The organism is Vibrio renipiscarius (assembly GCF_000827885.1).
Taxonomy (GTDB): domain Bacteria; phylum Pseudomonadota; class Gammaproteobacteria; order Enterobacterales; family Vibrionaceae; genus Vibrio; species Vibrio renipiscarius.
The window spans coordinates 162,473-180,439 of record NZ_JTKH01000006.1; the positions used below are offsets into that span (position 1 = coordinate 162,473).

Here is a 17,967-nt window from a genome sequence, read left to right on the forward strand (position 1 = left end):
AAGTGAATGACAGCGATAACAATAAGCGATCAAGAGTATCGTGACTTTAGCCGTTTTCTAGAGTCCCAATGCGGTATTGTGCTTGGTGAAAGTAAGCAATATCTCGTTCGCAGCCGTTTAAGCCCTTTAGTAACTAAATTTAAACTGGCTTCACTGTCGGATTTATTGCGCGATGTGGTGACCGGCCGAAACCGTGAACTTCGTATTGCCGCGGTTGATGCGATGACAACCAACGAAACACTTTGGTTCCGTGATAGTTATCCATTTACCGTTTTGGCGGACAAGATTTTTCCTGAAGTGGCCGCAAATCGACGTCCGATAAAGATTTGGTCGGCGGCGAGTTCTTCAGGACAAGAGCCATATTCCATGGCGATGACGGTGCTAGAAACACAAATGCGTAAGCCGGGAATGCTACCAAGCGTATCGATCACGGCAACCGATATTTCGACTCATATGCTGGATATGTGCCGCGCTGGCGTGTACGACAACCTGGCATTGGGTCGTGGTTTATCACCTGAACGTCGTCGCACCTTCTTTGAAGACGCGGGCGAAGGCCGCATGAAGGTGAAAGATAACGTTAAGCGACTGGTGAGTTTCCGCCCGCAAAACCTGATGGACAGCTACGCGCTGCTCGGCAAGTTTGATATTATTTTCTGTCGCAACGTGTTGATTTATTTCTCTCCTGAGATGAAGTCAAAAGTGCTGAATCAAATGGCCAATAGCCTAAACCCGGGTGGCTACCTTTTATTAGGGGCTTCGGAGTCTTTGACTGGTCTCACCGATCGTTTTGAAATGGTGCGTTGTAACCCAGGTATTATCTACAAACTGAAGTAAGTGCCGTTTGGTCACCTATCATTGAAGAACCCAGCCCAGGCTGGGTTTTTTATTATGGGTTGTCGGGGTTTGGAGAAGAAAACCCCCGATGCCGATGAGTGTGACATCTAAAGTTGGTACGTATATTGCTTTGTTATTGGCAATAACAGTCAGTTCTGAATATAGAGGCAAACATGGCTATTTCTTTTGACAAGGCTTTAGGCGTTCATCAACATACAGTCGGTGTACGTGAGCGCAATGCGGAAGTGATTTCCAGCAATATCGCTCAATCTAATACGCCAGGTTACAAAGCGAAAGGCATGAACTTTAATAAGGCATTGCAGGCGGCAACATCAGAGGCAAGTATCGGTCTTAACCGCACTGATGGTCGGCATATTCCTGCCTCTTCCAGAGTGACAGGGGAAGTGCAATATCGACTTCCAACACAACCTGACACCGGTGACGGCAACACGGTCGATGTGGATTTAGAGCGTAACTTGTTTATGCAAAACCAAATCAGACACCAAGCGTCAATCGACTTCTTAGGAAGTAAATTCAAGAACTTAACTAAAGCAATTAAAGGGGAATAATTAGATGAGCTTATTTAACGTATTCAATGTGACTGGTTCTGCCATGAGTGCTGAATCCGTTCGTCTAAATACTACCTCCAGCAACTTAGCGAACGCAGACAGCGTCTCAAGCTCAGCGAAAGAGACGTATAAAGCGCGCCATGCAGTGTTTGGTGCTGAGTTAAGTAAAGCACAATACGGTCGTGACCATAATGTGCCAGTGAAAGTGTTGGGGATTGTTGAAAGTGATAAACCGTTGAATGCGGAATACAACCCTGATCATCCTCTTGCGAATGGCGAAGGCTATATTTATAAGCCGAATGTCAACGTAATGGAGGAGATGGCAAACATGATTTCTGCTTCTCGTTCATATCAAACGAACGTTCAAGTCGCGGATGCGAGTAAACAAATGCTGCTGCGTACGCTGCAGATGGGTCAATAGGGATAGGGGGTAACGTATGGCCGGAATTAATAACGTTGGTCAAAGCGGCTTGTCCTATGTCGACCAGCTTAAAGCGCTTCAAGAGCAAAAAAAGCCAGAAGGAACAACCGGTAAACAAGATCTTAAACAAGAAGACTTTTTATCGTTGCTAACCAAACAGCTTGCTCAACAAGATCCATTTAAGCCAGTCGGCAACGATCAGATGATTGCTCAAATGGCCTCATTTGCCACGGTTGATGGCATTGGAAAAATGAACAATCAGTTTGACACATTGAACGCCTCAATGACGTCTAACCAAGCGCTACAAGCCTCGACTCTCGTTGGACGGGATGTCTTAGTCCCAGGGGCGGCAGGCTTAAAGCAAGACGGCAAATCGATGGCGGCAATGGTGAAATTGCCACAAAATGTCGACAACATGTTTGTCCGCGTAGAGAACGAGATGGGCCAATTGGTTCGAACGTTTGAAGTGGGGGCAAAAACCGCGGGCGACAACCGTGTGGTTTGGGACGGTAAAGATGAGAACGGTAATTCATTGCCGACTGGCAAGTACAAGATGAAAGCATCGGGCTTGTTAGAGGGAGAGAACCAAGAGTTTGCCGTATCCACATACGCAAACGTCAACAGTGTTCTTCTTGGTAAAGGTGATGGAAACGTACTACTCAATCTGGCTGGCTTTGAATCCCCAGTTCGACTTGCTGAAGTACTTGAAGTAGGCAAAGCGTAGCAACGCGAGCGAGATAGGAGAATTTAGAATGTCATATGTATCATTAAGCGGGTTATCAGCGGCTCAGTTAGATCTGAATACCACCAGTAACAACATTGCAAACGCGAACACGTTTGGTTTTAAAGAATCTCGTGCAGAGTTTGGTGATGTATATTCAAACTCGTTATTTACCAACTCTAAGACCTCTGCGGGTCAAGGTGTTCAGGCAAATAAAGTGGCGCAGCAATTTCATGAAGGTTCGAGTGTTTACACCAACAACCCGCTTGATTTGCGCGTATCTGGCACCGGTTTCTTTTCTGTGGCGAAAGAGCGTTTGATCCCTCAGCAAAATGAGCTGACGCGTAATGGTGCGTTCCACTTGAACAAAGATAACTACATGGTGACTTCGAACGAAGAATACCTATTGGGCTATCAAGTGAATCAAGATACGGGTGACGTTCTTTCTTATGAACCAACTCCGCTGAACATTCCGGCTGAATTTGGTAAGCCAAAGCAGACTGCGAACATCGAAGTGGGCGTCAACCTACCGGCCAATGGCGATCTTAAAAATCCGGCGCTGTTTGATTATTCTGATCCAGATACCTACAACCGCTCAACGTCATCGACGATTTATGACTCGATGGGTCAATCTTACAAGATGACCACGTACTACTTGAAAGATCAGACGCAGCCAAACACATGGCAAACTTACTATACCGTTACGGATAAAGCTGGCGAAAAACCGCTGAATATTACCGCGGGTGATGCCAATAACGGCAAAGGCCATATTGGCCACACAATGAAATTCAACAATGATGGTACGTTGGCGAGCTTAAATAATGGCCAAAATATCGTCAGTGACCCTATTGGTGGGGGCGCCAACCCAATCGATATGAATGGCGCAGATCCAAGCCAAACACTGTCTTTTGGTCTTGATTCAGCAACGCAGTTTGCCGCGCCTTTCGAATTAACCAAATTTGATGAAGATGGTGCTACAACGGGCTTTCTGACTAAGATCGATTTTGATGAAAACGGCAGTGTGTTGGGGACGTACTCTAACGGTGAGAACATCACTCTTGGTCGTGTTGCCCTAGTTCGAGTGTCTAACGAGCAAGGTCTGGATAAGAAGGGCGGCTCGCAGTGGGATTCAACCCAAGCTTCGGGCGATAAAATTTGGGGTGAATCGAATAAGGGTTCATTTGGTACGATCAACAATGGTTCGCTTGAGCAATCAAACATTGATATGACCCAAGAGCTGGTGGATCTGATTTCCGCGCAACGTAACTTCCAAGCAAACTCCCGTTCTCTAGAAGTTCACAACCAGCTACAACAGAACATCCTGCAAATTCGTTAATTCTCTTAAACGAATTCACCGCGCTTTATTAGAATGGCAACTGAGCGGCAACGTCTGGTTGCCATCGTTGCCACTTGCCCTTCTTTCTCTTTTTATCTCATTTTAAATCAGTGCTCATTGCGCGCATAATATTGATTAATAACAATAATTTATTGTGGCATAACAATTGCTTATTTATCGCTGAATAGTGATTTTTGGAGCAAGTTATGGATCGTTCTCTGTTTCTCGCCATGAGCGGTGCCAAGCAAAATATGCAGGCATTACAGCTCAGAGCGAACAACTTAGCCAACGTCGGCACCACCGGTTTTCGTGCTGATTTAGCACAAGCGCGTTCAATGCAAGCGTATGGCGATGGTTTGCCGACGCGCGTATTCAGCATGACCGAACGTCCGGGGCATAACTTCCAACAAGGCAGCGTGATCACCACGGGTCGCGATCTTGATGTTACCGTCCAAGGCGATGGTTGGATTTCGGTGCTGGATAAAACAGGCACAGAAGGCTTAACTCGCAACGGTAATCTGCAAGTGGATACCAATGGCCTATTGATCAGCGGCAGCGGTAATTTAGTGCTTGGTGAAGGTGGCGCGCCAATTACTTTGCCTGTACCGGTGAGCAAAGTAGAAATTGGCAACGATGGCACCATCTCAGTTGTCCCACAAGGTGCGCCTGCTGATGCGATGGAAATCGTTGACCGCATTAAACTGGTTCGCATTGATAACCAATCACTATTCAAAGATGTAAACGGCCTATTTCGTGCGAAAAATCCCAATGTGGCATACGAAAGCGATGCCGGTGTAAAGCTACTAAAAGGGGCGATCGAAGGAAGTAACGTCAACGCGGTGGGTGAAATGACGGCATTGATTGATCTTCAACGTCAATTTGAAATGCAGGTCAAAATGATGAGCACAGCGGAAGAGATGGACAAAGCTTCTGACACGCTACTTCGTTCTAGCTAATAGTTTTTAGGAGATAACGATGCATCCGGCACTATGGGTAAGTAAGACTGGCTTAGACGCTCAGCAAACCAATATTTCAACGATTTCAAATAACTTGGCGAACGCCTCAACCATCGGTTACAAAAAAAGCCGTGCGGTATTTGAAGATCTTTTTTACCAAAATATCAACCAAGCGGGCGGTCAGTCTTCACAGAATACTGAACTTCCGAGTGGTTTAATGCTTGGGGCAGGCTCAAAGGTTGTGGCAACCCAAAAGGTCCACACCAACGGTAATGCGCAAACCACCACCAATAGCTTAGACATGATGATCGAAGGCGATGGTTTCTTCCAAGTCCTAATGCCAGACGGCAACATCGGCTATAGCCGTAACGGCCAGTTTACGGTTAATGACGAAGGTGTCGTCGTAACGTCGGGCGCGGGTTATTCACTTGAGCCAGAAATTGCGATCCCTGAAGATGCGATTGGCATTACTGTCGGTACTGACGGTGAAGTTTCAGTGCGCTTACGTGGTCAACAAGATAACCAAGTGATTGGTCAGATCACCACGGTCGATTTTATTAACCCAGGTGGCCTAGAGCCAGTGGGGCAAAACCTGTACTTACCAACCGGTGCCAGTGGGGATCCACAAGAAGGCGTTCCGGGTTTTGATGGTTTTGGTAAAGTGCGCCAATCAATGTTGGAAACCTCAAACGTTAACGTGACTGAAGAGTTGGTTAACATGATCGAAGCGCAACGTGTCTACGAAATGAATTCAAAAGTGATTTCAGCGGTAGATAAGATGATGAGCTTTGTGAACCAACAGCTCTAATTGAGTGAAAGCATCAAGAGGTCACTAGAATGAATCGCATCTTAACTCTAATTGCCATTGCGTTAATGTCAGGCTGTACTATGTTAGAACCGCCGATTGAAACGCCCGATGTCGTACAAGGCACCACCACGGTGGATGCGGTTGAAGGCGATAAATCGGACGATGATAGTACGGGCATTATTGATACTTTACGCGGTCGTAATGATCCTGTGGCAGGCGATCCTGCTTGGGCACCGATTCATCCTAAACATGAGCCTGAGCACTATGCTGCGGAGACAGGATCGCTGTTCAATACGAGCAGCTCCAGAGCCGTAACCAGCTTGTATAATGATTCAAAACCTCGTGGTATTGGCGATATTATTACCGTGACGATGGATGAAAGCACTAAGGCGGCAAAAAGTGCCGATGCTGATCTGTCAAAAAATAATGCGGCCACGATGGATCCATTAGAGGTGGGTGGGCAGCAGCTCAATATGGGCGACTACAATTTTTCGTATAACCTTAAAAACGACAATAAATTCACCGGAAGTGCGGCCGCGAATCAAAGCAATAGCATCTCTGGTTCAATCACGGTTGAAGTAGTTGAAGTGCTCGCGAACGGTAACTTAGTGATTCGTGGTGAAAAATGGCTAACGCTAAACACCGGTGATGAATACATCCGCCTTAGCGGCACGATTCGTCCGGATGACATCAGCTACGATAACACCATCGCTTCAACCCGCGTTTCAAACGCCCGTATTCGCTATTCAGGCACGGGTACTCAACAAGATATGCAAGAACCTGGATTCTTGGCACGATTCTTCAATGTATCCCTGTAATTCGATTTAAAGGCGGTGTTTTGACACCGCCTTAAGTTACAGGTATCGCAATGCACAAAGTCATTCTCTTCATCACCTCACTATTGTTGATGGCCACCTCCGCTCAAGCGGCACGTATTAAAGACGTCGCACAGGTTGCGGGTGTTCGGAGCAACCAATTAGTGGGTTACGGTCTAGTCACAGGCTTACCGGGAACGGGGGAATCCACACCGTTTACCGACCAAAGTTTCAATGCGATGCTGCAAAACTTCGGCATTCAATTGCCGCCAGGCACCAAACCTAAAACCAAAAACGTTGCGGCGGTCCTTGTGACGGCTGAATTGCCGGCTTTTTCAAAGCAAGGGCAAAGTATTGATGTCACGGTCTCTTCCATTGGCTCAGCCAAAAGCCTACGCGGCGGCACACTGATGCAAACCATGATGAAAGGCTTGGATGGTCAAGTGTACGCGGTGGCACAAGGTAATTTGGTCGTGAGTGGTTTTAGTGCGTCGGGCGCGGATGGCTCTAAAATTGTCGGCAACAACCCCACCGCAGGTATGATTTCAAACGGTGCGATGGTGGAGCGTGAAATTCCAAGCCCGTTTAGTCGCGGCGACTTCATCACGTTTAACCTGCTTGAATCTGATTTTACCACCGCGCAGCGTTTGGCGGACGCGGTCAATAACTTCCTTGGTCCACAAATGGCACAAGCGGTCGATGCGACTTCAGTTAAAGTTCGCGCTCCGCGTGATACTAGCCAACGCGTGGCGTTTCTATCGGCGGTTGAAAACCTAGAGTTTGACCCGGCAGAAGGTTCGGCAAAAATCATTGTGAACTCGCGTACGGGCACGATAGTGGTCGGCAAGCATGTTCGCTTGAAAGCGGCTGCCGTGACCCATGGTGGTATGACTGTCGCGATTAAAGAAAATCTCAACGTTAGCCAGCCAAATGCTTTTGGCGGCGGCAACACGGTTGTCGTGCCTGATTCTGAGATTGAAGTGACCGAAGAACAAGGGAAAATGTTTAAGTTTGAACCGGGCTTAACGCTTGACGATTTGGTGCGAGCGGTGAATGAAGTTGGCGCTGCGCCTTCGGATTTGATGGCTATCTTACAAGCACTGAAGCAAGCCGGTGCAATTGAAGGTCAATTGATCATTATTTAAGAGGTTTACTATGATTAATAACGGCAATGACATTGGCTTCATTCACGATATTGCAGGGCTAGATAAGCTTCGCCAACAAGCGGTAAAAGGCGATGCTGCCAGTGAAAAAGAAGCGTTAACCGCGGCGGCTAAGCAATTTGAATCGATCTTCACGAGCATGTTATTTAAATCGATGCGTGACGCGAATGCCAGTTTTGATTCCGGTCTGTTAGACAGCCAAAATCAGCAGTTTTACCGCCAGATGCAAGATGAGCAGATGGCGAGTGAATTAAGCTCATCAGGTTCGCTTGGCCTTGCGGATATGATTGTCGCGCAACTTAGCACAGGATCAATTGAGAATAAAAGTGCTTCAAATCACGATGACTTTGCCGAGATTATGGAAAAAGTGGATCGGACTCGCCAATCTTATCCGTTACCAGATGCGAAACCTGTACAGGTTGAACCGGCAAAAACGGTGACAGCGAAAGCGGCAAACTTTGACTCACCGGAATCTTTTGTTGATTCGATGAAACCATATGCAGAAAAAGCAGCACGCGCATTGGGGGTGGATTCTTCATTGCTTTTAGCGCAAGCCGCATTGGAAACGGGATGGGGGCAAAAAATGGTTGCCAACACTCGAGGCAATAGTCATAACCTATTTAACATCAAAGCGGATAAAAGCTGGGATGGCGGCAAGGTGGCCACGCAAACATTGGAATATCACCAAGGTGTGCCTGTTCAAGAGAAAGCGGCATTCCGTTCGTATTCTGATTATGAGCAAAGCTTTAATGACTATGTACGCTTTCTTAACGAAAATCCGCGTTATACCACCGCACTTCGTCATGGGGGCAACTCCGAGCAGTTTATCCGTGGCATTCACCAAGCGGGTTATGCCACCGATCCTCAATATGCCGACAAGGTATTAAGAGTGAAAGAAAAAATAGACCAAATGTAAACAGACTCACCTTCGGGTGAGTTTTTTTATTCCTCTCATCATAAGCCCACTCACGCACGACCTTATGATTGGCACATATATTGCTTTTAACTAATCAGTTATTCAGCTTACGCTGATTTTATTCGATTTTTTGGGGGCAATATGGCGTCGGATCTTCTGAGTTTAGGTACACAAAGTGTATTGACGGCTCAGAGACAACTCAACACCACAGGGCATAACATTTCCAATGCGAATACAGATGGCTATAGCCGCCAATCTGTCATTCAAGGGACGAACAATCCACAGCAGTTCGCTGGCCAGACGTATGGCATGGGCGTGCATGTGGAAAATGTTCGCCGCGCTTGGGATCAGTTTGCCGTTAATGAGTTGAATATTTCGACCACCAATTATGCTTCTCGCTACGACAATGAAGAAGACTTGCAGATATTGTCGAGCTTACTTTCATCAGCGACATCGCAAAAAATCCCAGAGAATATGAATGGCTGGTTTGATGCGGTGAAATCGCTCGCAGACAGCCCCAATGATGTAGGTTCACGTAAAGTCGTGCTTGAAAAAGCTTGGTTTATCGCCCAAAACCTCAATGATTTAGACCGTGACATTCGACATCACCAAAAGACCGCGAATCGCAAGCTAGAACTTGGTGTTGAACGAGTCAATCAGTTGGGGCTTGAGATCCGGGATATTAACCGCTTGATGATGCGTAATACCGGCCCTCACAACGACTTAATGGACAGGCATGAACAACTGATTGGTGAGCTTTCTGAGTACACGAAAGTCACGGTAACGCCACGCTCAAACCGCGAAGGTTTTAACGTACACATTGGCAATGGGCACATGTTGGTGTCGGGAACCGAATCAAGTAAGTTAGCGTTAGTCGACGGCACACCTGATGCTCAGCAAAAGCGTCTTGCCATGATTGAAGGTAAGGGAATCAAGCCGATTTCAAGCACTGACATCGATGGTAAAATTGGCTCGATTCTGGATATGCGAGACAAAAAAGTCCCGTATCTACAGGATGAAATCGGCAAGCTGGCGATCAGTTTCTCTGATTCTATCAATAAATTACAGAGTCAAGGTTTGGATTTAAACGGCGACGTGGGCGCGGATATGTTTACCGATGTGAACTCTGCACTGGCCGTCAAATCACGCGTGGTTACCTCATCGAACTCGACGGCCGATCTTGAAGTTCATATTGAAGATGTCTCTCAGCTAAAAACGGGCGAGTATTCATTGCAATATGACGGTAGTAGCCACTTTATTACGCAACCTGGTGGTGCTCGTGAACCTGTTAAAATGGATGGCAATGCGTTCAGTATTGATGGTTTACGAATTCAAATAAACCAAGAATTGGCGAGCGGTGAGCGGGTGTTGATTCGCCCAACACGATCGGGTGCGGGTGAAATCAAAATGGCCATCACCGATGTGTCTCAAATCGCCGCGCAAAGCTATGAAGCGTCAACGACTCATGCCCAAGGCAATGCTAAATTTGAAATTGAAACGATTGGCGCACTAAAAGAATTTGACGTTATCGTATCACCAGACGGTAAACAATTTGCAGTGACAGACAAAGCTGGCACGGTATTGATGCAACCTCAAGAATACCCACCGAAAGGCGCGGTAGAGGTACTTGGCACTAAGTTCACCTTGACCAATGGTGCATTGCCGAACGATAAGTTTACGGCCAACCTTACCCCTTCAGAAGGCGGCAACGGCAACTTGCGGAAAATGCTGCACTTGCAAACCGAAAAGCATTTGAACAACGGTGAGTCGACCGTCATCGATATTTATCACGATCTCAATACCAATATGGGATTGAAGCTCTCGACGGCTTCTAAGTTAACAGACATATCCCGAGTTGAGAAAGAATCCGCACAAGCGCGCGTTGCCAGCGTGTCAGGCGTTAACCTTGATGAAGAAGCGGCCAATATGATGAAGTTTCAGCAGGCTTATATGGCCTCTTCGCGTGTGATGCAAGCGGCGAATGAAACCTTTGATACGATCTTGGCGCTGAGGTAGGGGACCGTAAATGTTAAACCGAATTTCCAGCTTTCATCATTACCAATCAGTGCAAAATGACATGCGTCGTCAAGAAGGCAAGGTTCATCATAACCAAGCTCAATTGGCGTCGGGTAAAAAGATGATTCAACCCAGCGATGATCCGCTGGCGACGCACTACATTCAAAATATTGGCCAGCAATCAGAAGAACTCAAGCAGTATGTGAATTCTATCGTCCTAACCCGCAATCGTATCGAGCAACAAGAAGTGATTGTGTCGAATGCTGAGCAATATATTGATGAAGGCAAACGCACGGTAATGGAAATGATCAATGGCTCGCTATCACCGGAAGATCGCATTGCAAAGCAACGTGAAATTGAAGAATTGTTTGATAACTTACTGACGCTTGGCAATAGCCAAGATGAATCTGGGAATTACATTTTTTCAGGCACTAAGCCTAAGATGCAGGCCTTTTTCCGCGATAACGCGGGAAATGTCACTTACGCCGGTGATGACTACCAACGGAAAATGCGTATTTCCAACAGTCAGGAAATGCCGGTGAATTTCCCTGGCAATAAAGTGTTTACACAGGTGGTGAATCCGCTTGGTGATTATGATCCAAAATATCAATTGGTTGAAGGCTCTGAACTGTTATTGGAGCGCGCGAACAATCTGAATGAATCGGATACGTCGAGCTATAAAATCACGTTTGTCGATATGCCTAATGGCCAGCATGGCTACCAACTTGAAAAAGATGGCGCAGTGGTTAAAGCGGATGAATTTGACCCTAAACAAGCGATTCAGCATGAAGGGTTATCGATTCAAGTCAAAGGTCAGATCACCAAAGGTGATCAGATTGAGCTTGAACCTAAAAAGACATTTTCAATCTTTGAAACGTTTAAAAGAGCGCGTGATCTTTCTGAAGGCGGCGTTTCTAATGCATCGAATACCGCGGAACTGCACCAAGTAACGCAAGAGTTCCACGCTGCATTTATTCATATGAACCAAGCTCGTTCTGACTTAGGTGCGCGCCTTAGCACGCTTGATCATCAAGAGATGCAGCATGAAGATTTTCAAATGACGCTGGCGAAATCAAAAAGTAATTTTGAGGACTTAGATTATGCCTCAGCGGTGATTGAATTTAATGAAAATACGCGAGCGTTACAGGCATCGCAACAAGCGTTTGGTAAAGCGAAAGATTTAACCTTGTTTAACTACCTTTAAGCCTTATGTGCAATGCCTTAAGAGCAAATGAAGGCGCTGGAAAGGCGAATATTTGTGCGAAAAATATCGTGGCAAATAGAGGCAAAGAAAGCGGCAATGTGTTTACACAAGGAGAGGCAAAGAAATCGTAGCGAGTAAAATTAGTTAGGTTTCTTTGTTTAAGTAATTGTATTTTAAAAATAAATAAAACTGGTTGATTCGTGTTCAAGTTGGCACATAAATTGAATTAACCATTTCAAGAAATGAAAACAGTTTTTTTAGGTAGGGTTTTCCTTACTGAACAAATAATTTACGGTCAGTACTTCCAAGCGAGATTAAGCTGGCCGCTTCGCAATACATTGCGAACTCACTAGGAGTGCATTATGACCATTAACGTAAATACCAACGTCTCGGCAATGACCGCTCAGCGTTACCTTACCAAATCGATGGATGATCTCAATACCTCGATGGAACGTTTATCATCAGGTAAAAAAATCAACAGCGCGAAAGATGATGCCGCAGGTCTACAGATTTCAAACCGATTAACGGCGCAATCACGTGGCCTTGACGTTGCAATGCGTAACGCAAATGATGGTATTTCTATTGCTCAAACGGCAGAAGGCGCGATGGATGAATCCACCGGTGTTTTGCAACGTATTCGTGATTTGTCCCTACAAGCGGCAAACGGCACCAACTCATTAGCGGAACGTGAAGCAATCAATGAAGAAGTTGGCGCTTTACAAGATGAACTGAACCGAATCGCAGAAACGACGTCATTTGGTGGCCGTAAACTGCTCAATGGTCAGTTTGGCGAAGCAGCATTCCAAATCGGTGCGAGCTCTGGTGAAGCGATGATCATGGGGCTAACCAGTATTCGCGCGGATGAGCCTAAAATGGGCGGCCAAAGTTTTATTGCTGCAAATGGCAAAGATAGCGAGTGGGGTGTACCAGAACTTGGTGCTGGCGGTGAGAAAAACAATAGTTTCTCCATCGCTTTTAAAACCCGAGATGGTGAAAGTGTCAATATTCCAATCACCGCACAACCGGGTGATGATATTGAAGAGTTGGCAACATTCATTAATGGCCAGTCACCAAAGGTCAATGCTTCTGTCGATCAAGATGGCAAACTGCAAATCTTTGTTCCTTACCGTCATCTTGAAGAAGGTGGTGAAGGCGTGGTTGGTGATGTGACCTTTAGTGGCCTTTTAGCGACGGAACTCGGTCTTACAACGGGTAAAGGAGAGGCTACGAGCGTTCAAAACATTGACGTGACTACTGTTGGTGGCGCGCAAAATGCCGTCGGTATCGTTGATTCTGCGCTGCAATATATTGATTCACAGCGTGCTGATCTTGGTGCGAAGCAAAACCGTTTAAGCCATAGCATTAATAACTTGGCCAACATCCAAGAAAATGTGGCGGCATCAAATAGCCGCATTCGCGATACTGACTTCGCGAAAGAGACAACGGCAATGACAAAAGCGCAAATTCTGCAACAAGCAGGTACCTCTATTCTTGCTCAAGCAAAACAGTTGCCTAACTCTGCAATTACGCTATTGCAGTGATAGTGAATCGCCCTACTGTATAACCTAGACGTAGGACGGTAGGGGATTGACGGCAAGCATGAATAGAATGATTGATTTATCGCTATAAACCACCAAAAATATTCATGCACGGCAGCCAAGTTCTGATCATTATTCTCGAACGTTCAATTGGCTGCCAAGCTATAGCCCCAGTTCTCTCAAAGAATGGGGCTTTTCTTTTGTCTGCGATTTCTGTTTCATGCCACAATTTGCCCTAGATTCAAAATGTGTATACCAATGAACATACGCATAAATACGCTCTAGCCTGTGGCATTTCTTTACTAGGTCGTAAGTTTTTTCTGCCTTTCTCATCGACGGTTATCGACTCTGCCTGTTTGGCTATCTCTGGGGCTTTCTCTGATGTCTTGAATATCGAGCAGTGAAATTACCTTTTTGCGGATAAAATCGCTCACAGCGCCGTATGGCTGGTGCAATGAGTCTACGCTGAGATGATAATCCATTGATAACGATCAGTCTTTACCACTTGCCGCCGGAATTAATCCTGTAGTGCTCAAGCTGCTTGGCTAACGTTATATAGCTAAGGCCAGGTAAGAGGGATTACTTGAATAATAAAATGGGGGTTAAATAGAGGAGCTAATGATCTGAATGGCTTTTGGGGGAAGCGCTATGGTGTTCACGCTGTCGTGAGATAGAAATGAAGAGGGGGAAGTAATTAAACGCCAGATAAAACAAAACCCAGCAAAAGCTGGGTTTTATTAATGATGGTGCGGTCGGAGAGACTTGAACTCTCACACCTTACGGCGCCAGAACCTAAATCTGGTGCGTCTACCAATTCCGCCACGACCGCAGCAAACTCTTATAGTTAAAAAGACATTGGTTATCTTAGTAACGTTGTCATGTCGATTACTCAACATGTTTAAATAGTGGCAGGTCTACCTGGATTCGAACCAGGGAATGCCGGCATCAAAAGCCGGTGCCTTACCGCTTGGCGATAGACCTACAGCAATAACTTCATCAAAGTTATTTAAATGATGGTGCGGTCGGAGAGACTTGAACTCTCACACCTTACGGCGCCAGAACCTAAATCTGGTGCGTCTACCAATTCCGCCACGACCGCAGCAAATCTTTATAGTTAAAAAGACATTGGTTATCTTAGTAACGTTGTCATGTCGATCACTCAACATGTTTAAATAGTGGCAGGTCTACCTGGATTCGAACCAGGGAATGCCGGCATCAAAAGCCGGTGCCTTACCGCTTGGCGATAGACCTGCAGATGCTCTTAATAGAGACTTGATCCTTCAGCATGCTTTAAACTGTTGCATTCATTCAAAAGAGAATGGTGCGGTCGGAGAGACTTGAACTCTCACACCTTACGGCGCCAGAACCTAAATCTGGTGCGTCTACCAATTCCGCCACGACCGCAGCAAAGTTTCTTGTTAAGCGTATGCTTAGCGAAGAATATGTAGTTAGAAAGACAATTGGAGAGTCTTAATAACGTTGTATGGTGGCTACTACGGGATTTGAACCTGTGACCCCATCATTATGAGTGATGTGCTCTAACCAGCTGAGCTAAGTAGCCAAGATGTAGTCGATATTAAATCGAAGACATTTTTATAATGGTGCGGTCGGAGAGACTTGAACTCTCACACCTTACGGCGCCAGAACCTAAATCTGGTGCGTCTACCAATTCCGCCACGACCGCAGCAAACTCTTATAGTTAAAAAGACATTGGTTATCTTAGTAACGTTGTCATGTCGATTACTCAACATGTTTAAATAGTGGCAGGTCTACCTGGATTCGAACCAGGGAATGCCGGCATCAAAAGCCGGTGCCTTACCGCTTGGCGATAGACCTACAGCAATAACTTCATCAAAGTTATTTAAATGATGGTGCGGTCGGAGAGACTTGAACTCTCACACCTTACGGCGCCAGAACCTAAATCTGGTGCGTCTACCAATTCCGCCACGACCGCATAAATTCCCGGTAGAGTTTTTCAAGATGGTGCGGTCGGAGAGACTTGAACTCTCACACCTTACGGCGCCAGAACCTAAATCTGGTGCGTCTACCAATTCCGCCACGACCGCGTCTTGAACTCTACATCAATCAATCTCTTGGTATAAGATTAACTGTTTAAATATGGTGGCTACTACGGGATTTGAACCTGTGACCCCATCATTATGAGTGATGTGCTCTAACCAGCTGAGCTAAGTAGCCTTTGTTTTTGAGCGAGCTAATATAAACTATTCCCTCTCTCAGTGACAACCCTTTTTATCAAAAGGTTCACACTTAAATAGTGGCAGGTCTACCTGGATTCGAACCAGGGAATGCCGGCATCAAAAGCCGGTGCCTTACCGCTTGGCGATAGACCTACAGCAATAACTTCTACGAAGTTATTCAAACAATGGTGCGGTCGGAGAGACTTGAACTCTCACACCTTACGGCGCCAGAACCTAAATCTGGTGCGTCTACCAATTCCGCCACGACCGCATCTATTCCTGATTGCTTTAAACTTTAAAAGCAGAAAACAATTAGGAATGGTGGCTACTACGGGATTTGAACCTGTGACCCCATCATTATGAGTGATGTGCTCTAACCAGCTGAGCTAAGTAGCCATTACCATGTTTTCCGTTCCGTTTCGATTCGTTGTTGTCTCGTTGGGAACGGGGCGCATTATGCGTATCTGAGCGAGAACCGTCAACAGTTTTTTCGAAGAAATTTGGATAAATGAATCGTTCGGTTTCTTTTTAAACAAAGAGGCGCGTTAATGATCTAAAACTGGTAAAAAATTGACGGCATTCATTTGAATTAAATGGTCACGTTTCTTGAGGTATAAAAAAAGCCAGCAATCATGCTGGCTTTTAAAGTCAATAACTTGGACAAAAAATGTGCAAATGATTAAACGTTAAAACGGAAGTGAACCACATCGCCATCTTTCACGATGTATTCTTTACCTTCAAGACGCCATTTACCTGCGTCTTTCGCGCCGCTTTCACCGTTGAATTGAATAAAGTCGTCGTAACCGACTACTTCTGCACGGATAAAGCCTTTTTCGAAGTCAGTGTGGATCTTACCCGCTGCTTTTGGTGCGGTTGCACCTACAGGGATTGTCCATGCGCGAACTTCTTTAACGCCAGCGGTAAAGTAGGTGTGCAGTTCAAGCAGCTCGTAACCTGCGCGGATAACGCGGTTTAGACCAGGCTCTTCGATGCCCATGTCAGCAAGGAACTCTTCACGCTCTTCATCTTCTAGTTCAGCCATTTCTGACTCAATCGCCGCACAAACAGCCACAACAACGTTGTTTTCTTTTGCTGCGTATTCGCAAACTGCGTCTAGGTAAGGGTTGTTCTCAAAGCCATCTTCATTGACGTTAGCAATGTACATGGTCGGCTTTAGCGTTAGGAAGTTAAGGTAATCAACTGCCAACAACTCTTCTTTAGAAAGCTCAACAGTACGAGCCATACCACCTTCAGTTAATACTGGCAGTAGTTTATCGAGTACAGTGATTTCAAACTTAGCGTCTTTGTCGCCGCCTTTTGCTTTCTTAGCGTTACGCTGAATTGCGCGCTCACAAGAATCTAGGTCAGCCAGTGCAAGCTCAAGGTTGATAACCTCGATATCTTCGATAGGAGATACTTTGCCTGCTACGTGGATGATGTTCTCGTTTTCAAAACAACGTACAACGTGACCGATCGCATCCGTTTCACGGATGTTTGCTAGGAATTTGTTTCCTAGGCCTTCACCTTTTGATGCACCCGCAACTAGGCCTGCGATGTCTACGAATTCCATTGTCGTCGGCAGTACGCGCTGTGGGTTCACAATTTTAGATAACGCATCAAGACGTAGATCTGGTACTGGTACCACACCTGTGTTTGGCTCGATAGTACAGAACGGGAAGTTTGCTGCTTCGATACCCGCTTTCGTTAGTGCATTGAACAGAGTTGATTTACCAACGTTTGGTAGACCAACGATGCCGCATTTAAAACCCATGATTGTAACCTTATTCAGCTTTGAACGTGTGTAAGCGATTTTGTGCTTTGCTTAGGCCATCTTTCAATAAGATGTCGAGACAGCGAACAGACTCGTCTGCTGCTGCATCAAGGAGCTCTTGCTCTTTAGCGGGAGCTTTACCTAACACATAACCTGCCACTTTATCTTTGTGCCCAGGATGGCCAATGCCAATCCGTAGACGATAAAAATCTTTATTGTTGGCTAATTTGCTGATGGTATCACGCAGGCCATTATGACCACCGTGACCACCGCCTTTTTTGAATTTAGCCACACCAGGAGGTAAGTCTAGCTCGTCGTGAGCGACCATGATCTCTTCTGGTTTAATTTGGTAGAACTTGGCCAGCGGCGCAATCGCTTTGCCAGACAAATTCATAAACGTGGTGGGGATCAAAAGACGAAGATCTTCACCATTTACCATGATGCGTCCAGTTAGACCAAAGAACTTTGGCTCATTCTTTAGCGTGACGTTATGAACGCGAGCTAACTCTTCCACTACCCAAGCACCCGCATTATGGCGAGTTTTCGCGTATTCAGGGCCAGGGTTAGCCAGTCCGACAAGAAGTTTGATCTGTTGAGTCAAGGTAGGGATCTCTCTGGAAAATCAAAAAGCGCAGTATGATAGCACACAAATCCCAGTATGGGCGAGGTGTCAATACTTCGCAATATCAACCCATTTTATC

General features: G+C 45.9%; 15 protein-coding genes and 14 tRNA genes. 13 read left to right on the forward strand and 16 right to left on the reverse strand.

The features are described 5' to 3' along the window. The first annotated feature begins 6 nt into the window (after positions 1 to 6). The 13 genes from OJ16_RS03980 (at position 7) to OJ16_RS04040 (ending at position 13,300) form a co-directional block, all read left to right on the forward strand. Positions 7 to 834: a protein-glutamate O-methyltransferase gene (locus OJ16_RS03980; protein ID WP_040987688.1), complete on the forward strand. Its 828-nt coding sequence runs from the start codon at positions 7 to 9 to the stop codon at positions 832 to 834. Between the two features lie 173 nt (positions 835 to 1,007). Beyond that, positions 1,008 to 1,403 (forward strand): flagellar basal body rod protein FlgB, encoded by a 396-nt coding sequence (gene flgB, locus OJ16_RS03985; protein ID WP_040987690.1) that lies wholly within the window; start codon positions 1,008 to 1,010, stop codon positions 1,401 to 1,403. A gap of 4 nt (positions 1,404 to 1,407) precedes the next feature. Next, on the forward strand, positions 1,408 to 1,824 hold the full coding sequence (gene flgC, locus OJ16_RS03990; RefSeq protein WP_040987691.1) for a flagellar basal body rod protein FlgC: 417 nt from the start codon (positions 1,408 to 1,410) through the stop codon (positions 1,822 to 1,824). A gap of 16 nt (positions 1,825 to 1,840) precedes the next feature. Continuing rightward, on the forward strand, positions 1,841 to 2,548 hold the full coding sequence (locus tag OJ16_RS03995; RefSeq protein WP_040987693.1) for a flagellar hook assembly protein FlgD: 708 nt from the start codon (positions 1,841 to 1,843) through the stop codon (positions 2,546 to 2,548). A 28-nt stretch (positions 2,549 to 2,576) separates the two neighbouring features. Further along, complete coding sequence (gene flgE, locus OJ16_RS04000) at positions 2,577 to 3,881, forward strand: flagellar hook protein FlgE (protein ID WP_040987695.1); 1,305 nt, start codon at positions 2,577 to 2,579, stop codon at positions 3,879 to 3,881. 206 nt (positions 3,882 to 4,087) lie between these two features. Continuing rightward, positions 4,088 to 4,837 (forward strand): flagellar basal-body rod protein FlgF, encoded by a 750-nt coding sequence (gene flgF / locus OJ16_RS04005; RefSeq protein WP_040987697.1) that lies wholly within the window; start codon positions 4,088 to 4,090, stop codon positions 4,835 to 4,837. A gap of 19 nt (positions 4,838 to 4,856) precedes the next feature. Next, positions 4,857 to 5,645, forward strand: coding sequence for a flagellar basal-body rod protein FlgG (gene flgG / locus OJ16_RS04010; protein ID WP_006712360.1), 789 nt, complete (start codon positions 4,857 to 4,859; stop codon positions 5,643 to 5,645). A 29-nt stretch (positions 5,646 to 5,674) separates the two neighbouring features. Then, on the forward strand, positions 5,675 to 6,463 hold the full coding sequence (gene flgH, locus OJ16_RS04015) for a flagellar basal body L-ring protein FlgH (protein ID WP_040987702.1): 789 nt from the start codon (positions 5,675 to 5,677) through the stop codon (positions 6,461 to 6,463). Between the two features lie 50 nt (positions 6,464 to 6,513). Next, positions 6,514 to 7,605: a flagellar basal body P-ring protein FlgI gene (locus OJ16_RS04020; protein WP_040987704.1), complete on the forward strand. Its 1,092-nt coding sequence runs from the start codon at positions 6,514 to 6,516 to the stop codon at positions 7,603 to 7,605. 10 nt (positions 7,606 to 7,615) lie between these two features. Then, on the forward strand, positions 7,616 to 8,539 hold the full coding sequence (flgJ, locus tag OJ16_RS04025; protein ID WP_040987706.1) for a flagellar assembly peptidoglycan hydrolase FlgJ: 924 nt from the start codon (positions 7,616 to 7,618) through the stop codon (positions 8,537 to 8,539). A 141-nt stretch (positions 8,540 to 8,680) separates the two neighbouring features. Next, positions 8,681 to 10,555 carry a flagellar hook-associated protein FlgK gene (gene flgK / locus OJ16_RS04030; protein WP_040987708.1) on the forward strand — a complete coding sequence of 625 codons (1,875 nt, stop codon included), beginning with the start codon at positions 8,681 to 8,683 and terminating at the stop codon, positions 10,553 to 10,555. 10 nt (positions 10,556 to 10,565) lie between these two features. Then, on the forward strand, positions 10,566 to 11,759 hold the full coding sequence (gene flgL, locus OJ16_RS04035) for a flagellar hook-associated protein FlgL (RefSeq protein ID WP_040987710.1): 1,194 nt from the start codon (positions 10,566 to 10,568) through the stop codon (positions 11,757 to 11,759). Positions 11,760 to 12,121: 362 nt separating this feature from the next. Further along, a complete protein-coding gene (locus OJ16_RS04040) occupies positions 12,122 to 13,300 on the forward strand; it encodes a flagellin (protein ID WP_040987711.1) in 1,179 nt (392 codons plus the stop codon). Positions 13,301 to 14,041: 741 nt separating this feature from the next. On the opposite strand, the gene OJ16_RS04045 is transcribed toward OJ16_RS04040, so the two are convergent. The 16 genes from OJ16_RS04045 to pth all read right to left on the reverse strand — a co-directional run bounded on the left by OJ16_RS04045 (position 14,042) and on the right by pth (position 17,867). Beyond that, positions 14,042 to 14,126 (reverse strand) — tRNA-Leu (locus OJ16_RS04045). Between the two features lie 77 nt (positions 14,127 to 14,203). Beyond that, positions 14,204 to 14,278: transfer RNA gene (locus OJ16_RS04050), tRNA-Gln, on the reverse strand. Between the two features lie 33 nt (positions 14,279 to 14,311). Beyond that, positions 14,312 to 14,396 (reverse strand) — tRNA-Leu (locus tag OJ16_RS04055). Positions 14,397 to 14,473: 77 nt separating this feature from the next. Then, positions 14,474 to 14,548 (reverse strand) — tRNA-Gln (locus OJ16_RS04060). 68 nt (positions 14,549 to 14,616) lie between these two features. Beyond that, positions 14,617 to 14,701: transfer RNA gene (locus tag OJ16_RS04065), tRNA-Leu, on the reverse strand. Positions 14,702 to 14,781: 80 nt separating this feature from the next. Further along, positions 14,782 to 14,858: transfer RNA gene (locus OJ16_RS04070), tRNA-Met, on the reverse strand. A 38-nt stretch (positions 14,859 to 14,896) separates the two neighbouring features. Next, positions 14,897 to 14,981, reverse strand: a tRNA-Leu gene (locus tag OJ16_RS04075). A 77-nt stretch (positions 14,982 to 15,058) separates the two neighbouring features. After that, positions 15,059 to 15,133 (reverse strand) — tRNA-Gln (locus OJ16_RS04080). A 33-nt stretch (positions 15,134 to 15,166) separates the two neighbouring features. Continuing rightward, positions 15,167 to 15,251 (reverse strand) — tRNA-Leu (locus tag OJ16_RS04085). A 27-nt stretch (positions 15,252 to 15,278) separates the two neighbouring features. Then, positions 15,279 to 15,363, reverse strand: a tRNA-Leu gene (locus tag OJ16_RS04090). Between the two features lie 53 nt (positions 15,364 to 15,416). Further along, a tRNA-Met gene (locus OJ16_RS04095) sits at positions 15,417 to 15,493 on the reverse strand. Positions 15,494 to 15,573: 80 nt separating this feature from the next. After that, positions 15,574 to 15,648 (reverse strand) — tRNA-Gln (locus OJ16_RS04100). Between the two features lie 33 nt (positions 15,649 to 15,681). Further along, a tRNA-Leu gene (locus OJ16_RS04105) sits at positions 15,682 to 15,766 on the reverse strand. Positions 15,767 to 15,814: 48 nt separating this feature from the next. After that, positions 15,815 to 15,891: transfer RNA gene (locus OJ16_RS04110), tRNA-Met, on the reverse strand. Between the two features lie 283 nt (positions 15,892 to 16,174). After that, positions 16,175 to 17,266, reverse strand: coding sequence for a redox-regulated ATPase YchF (gene ychF, locus OJ16_RS04115; protein WP_040987714.1), 1,092 nt, complete (start codon positions 17,264 to 17,266; stop codon positions 16,175 to 16,177). A gap of 10 nt (positions 17,267 to 17,276) precedes the next feature. Continuing rightward, the gene (gene pth, locus OJ16_RS04120) at positions 17,277 to 17,867 is read right to left on the reverse strand and encodes an aminoacyl-tRNA hydrolase (protein ID WP_005595060.1); all 591 of its coding nucleotides are present in this window, start codon (positions 17,865 to 17,867) and stop codon (positions 17,277 to 17,279) included. Positions 17,868 to 17,967 lie beyond the last annotated feature (100 nt).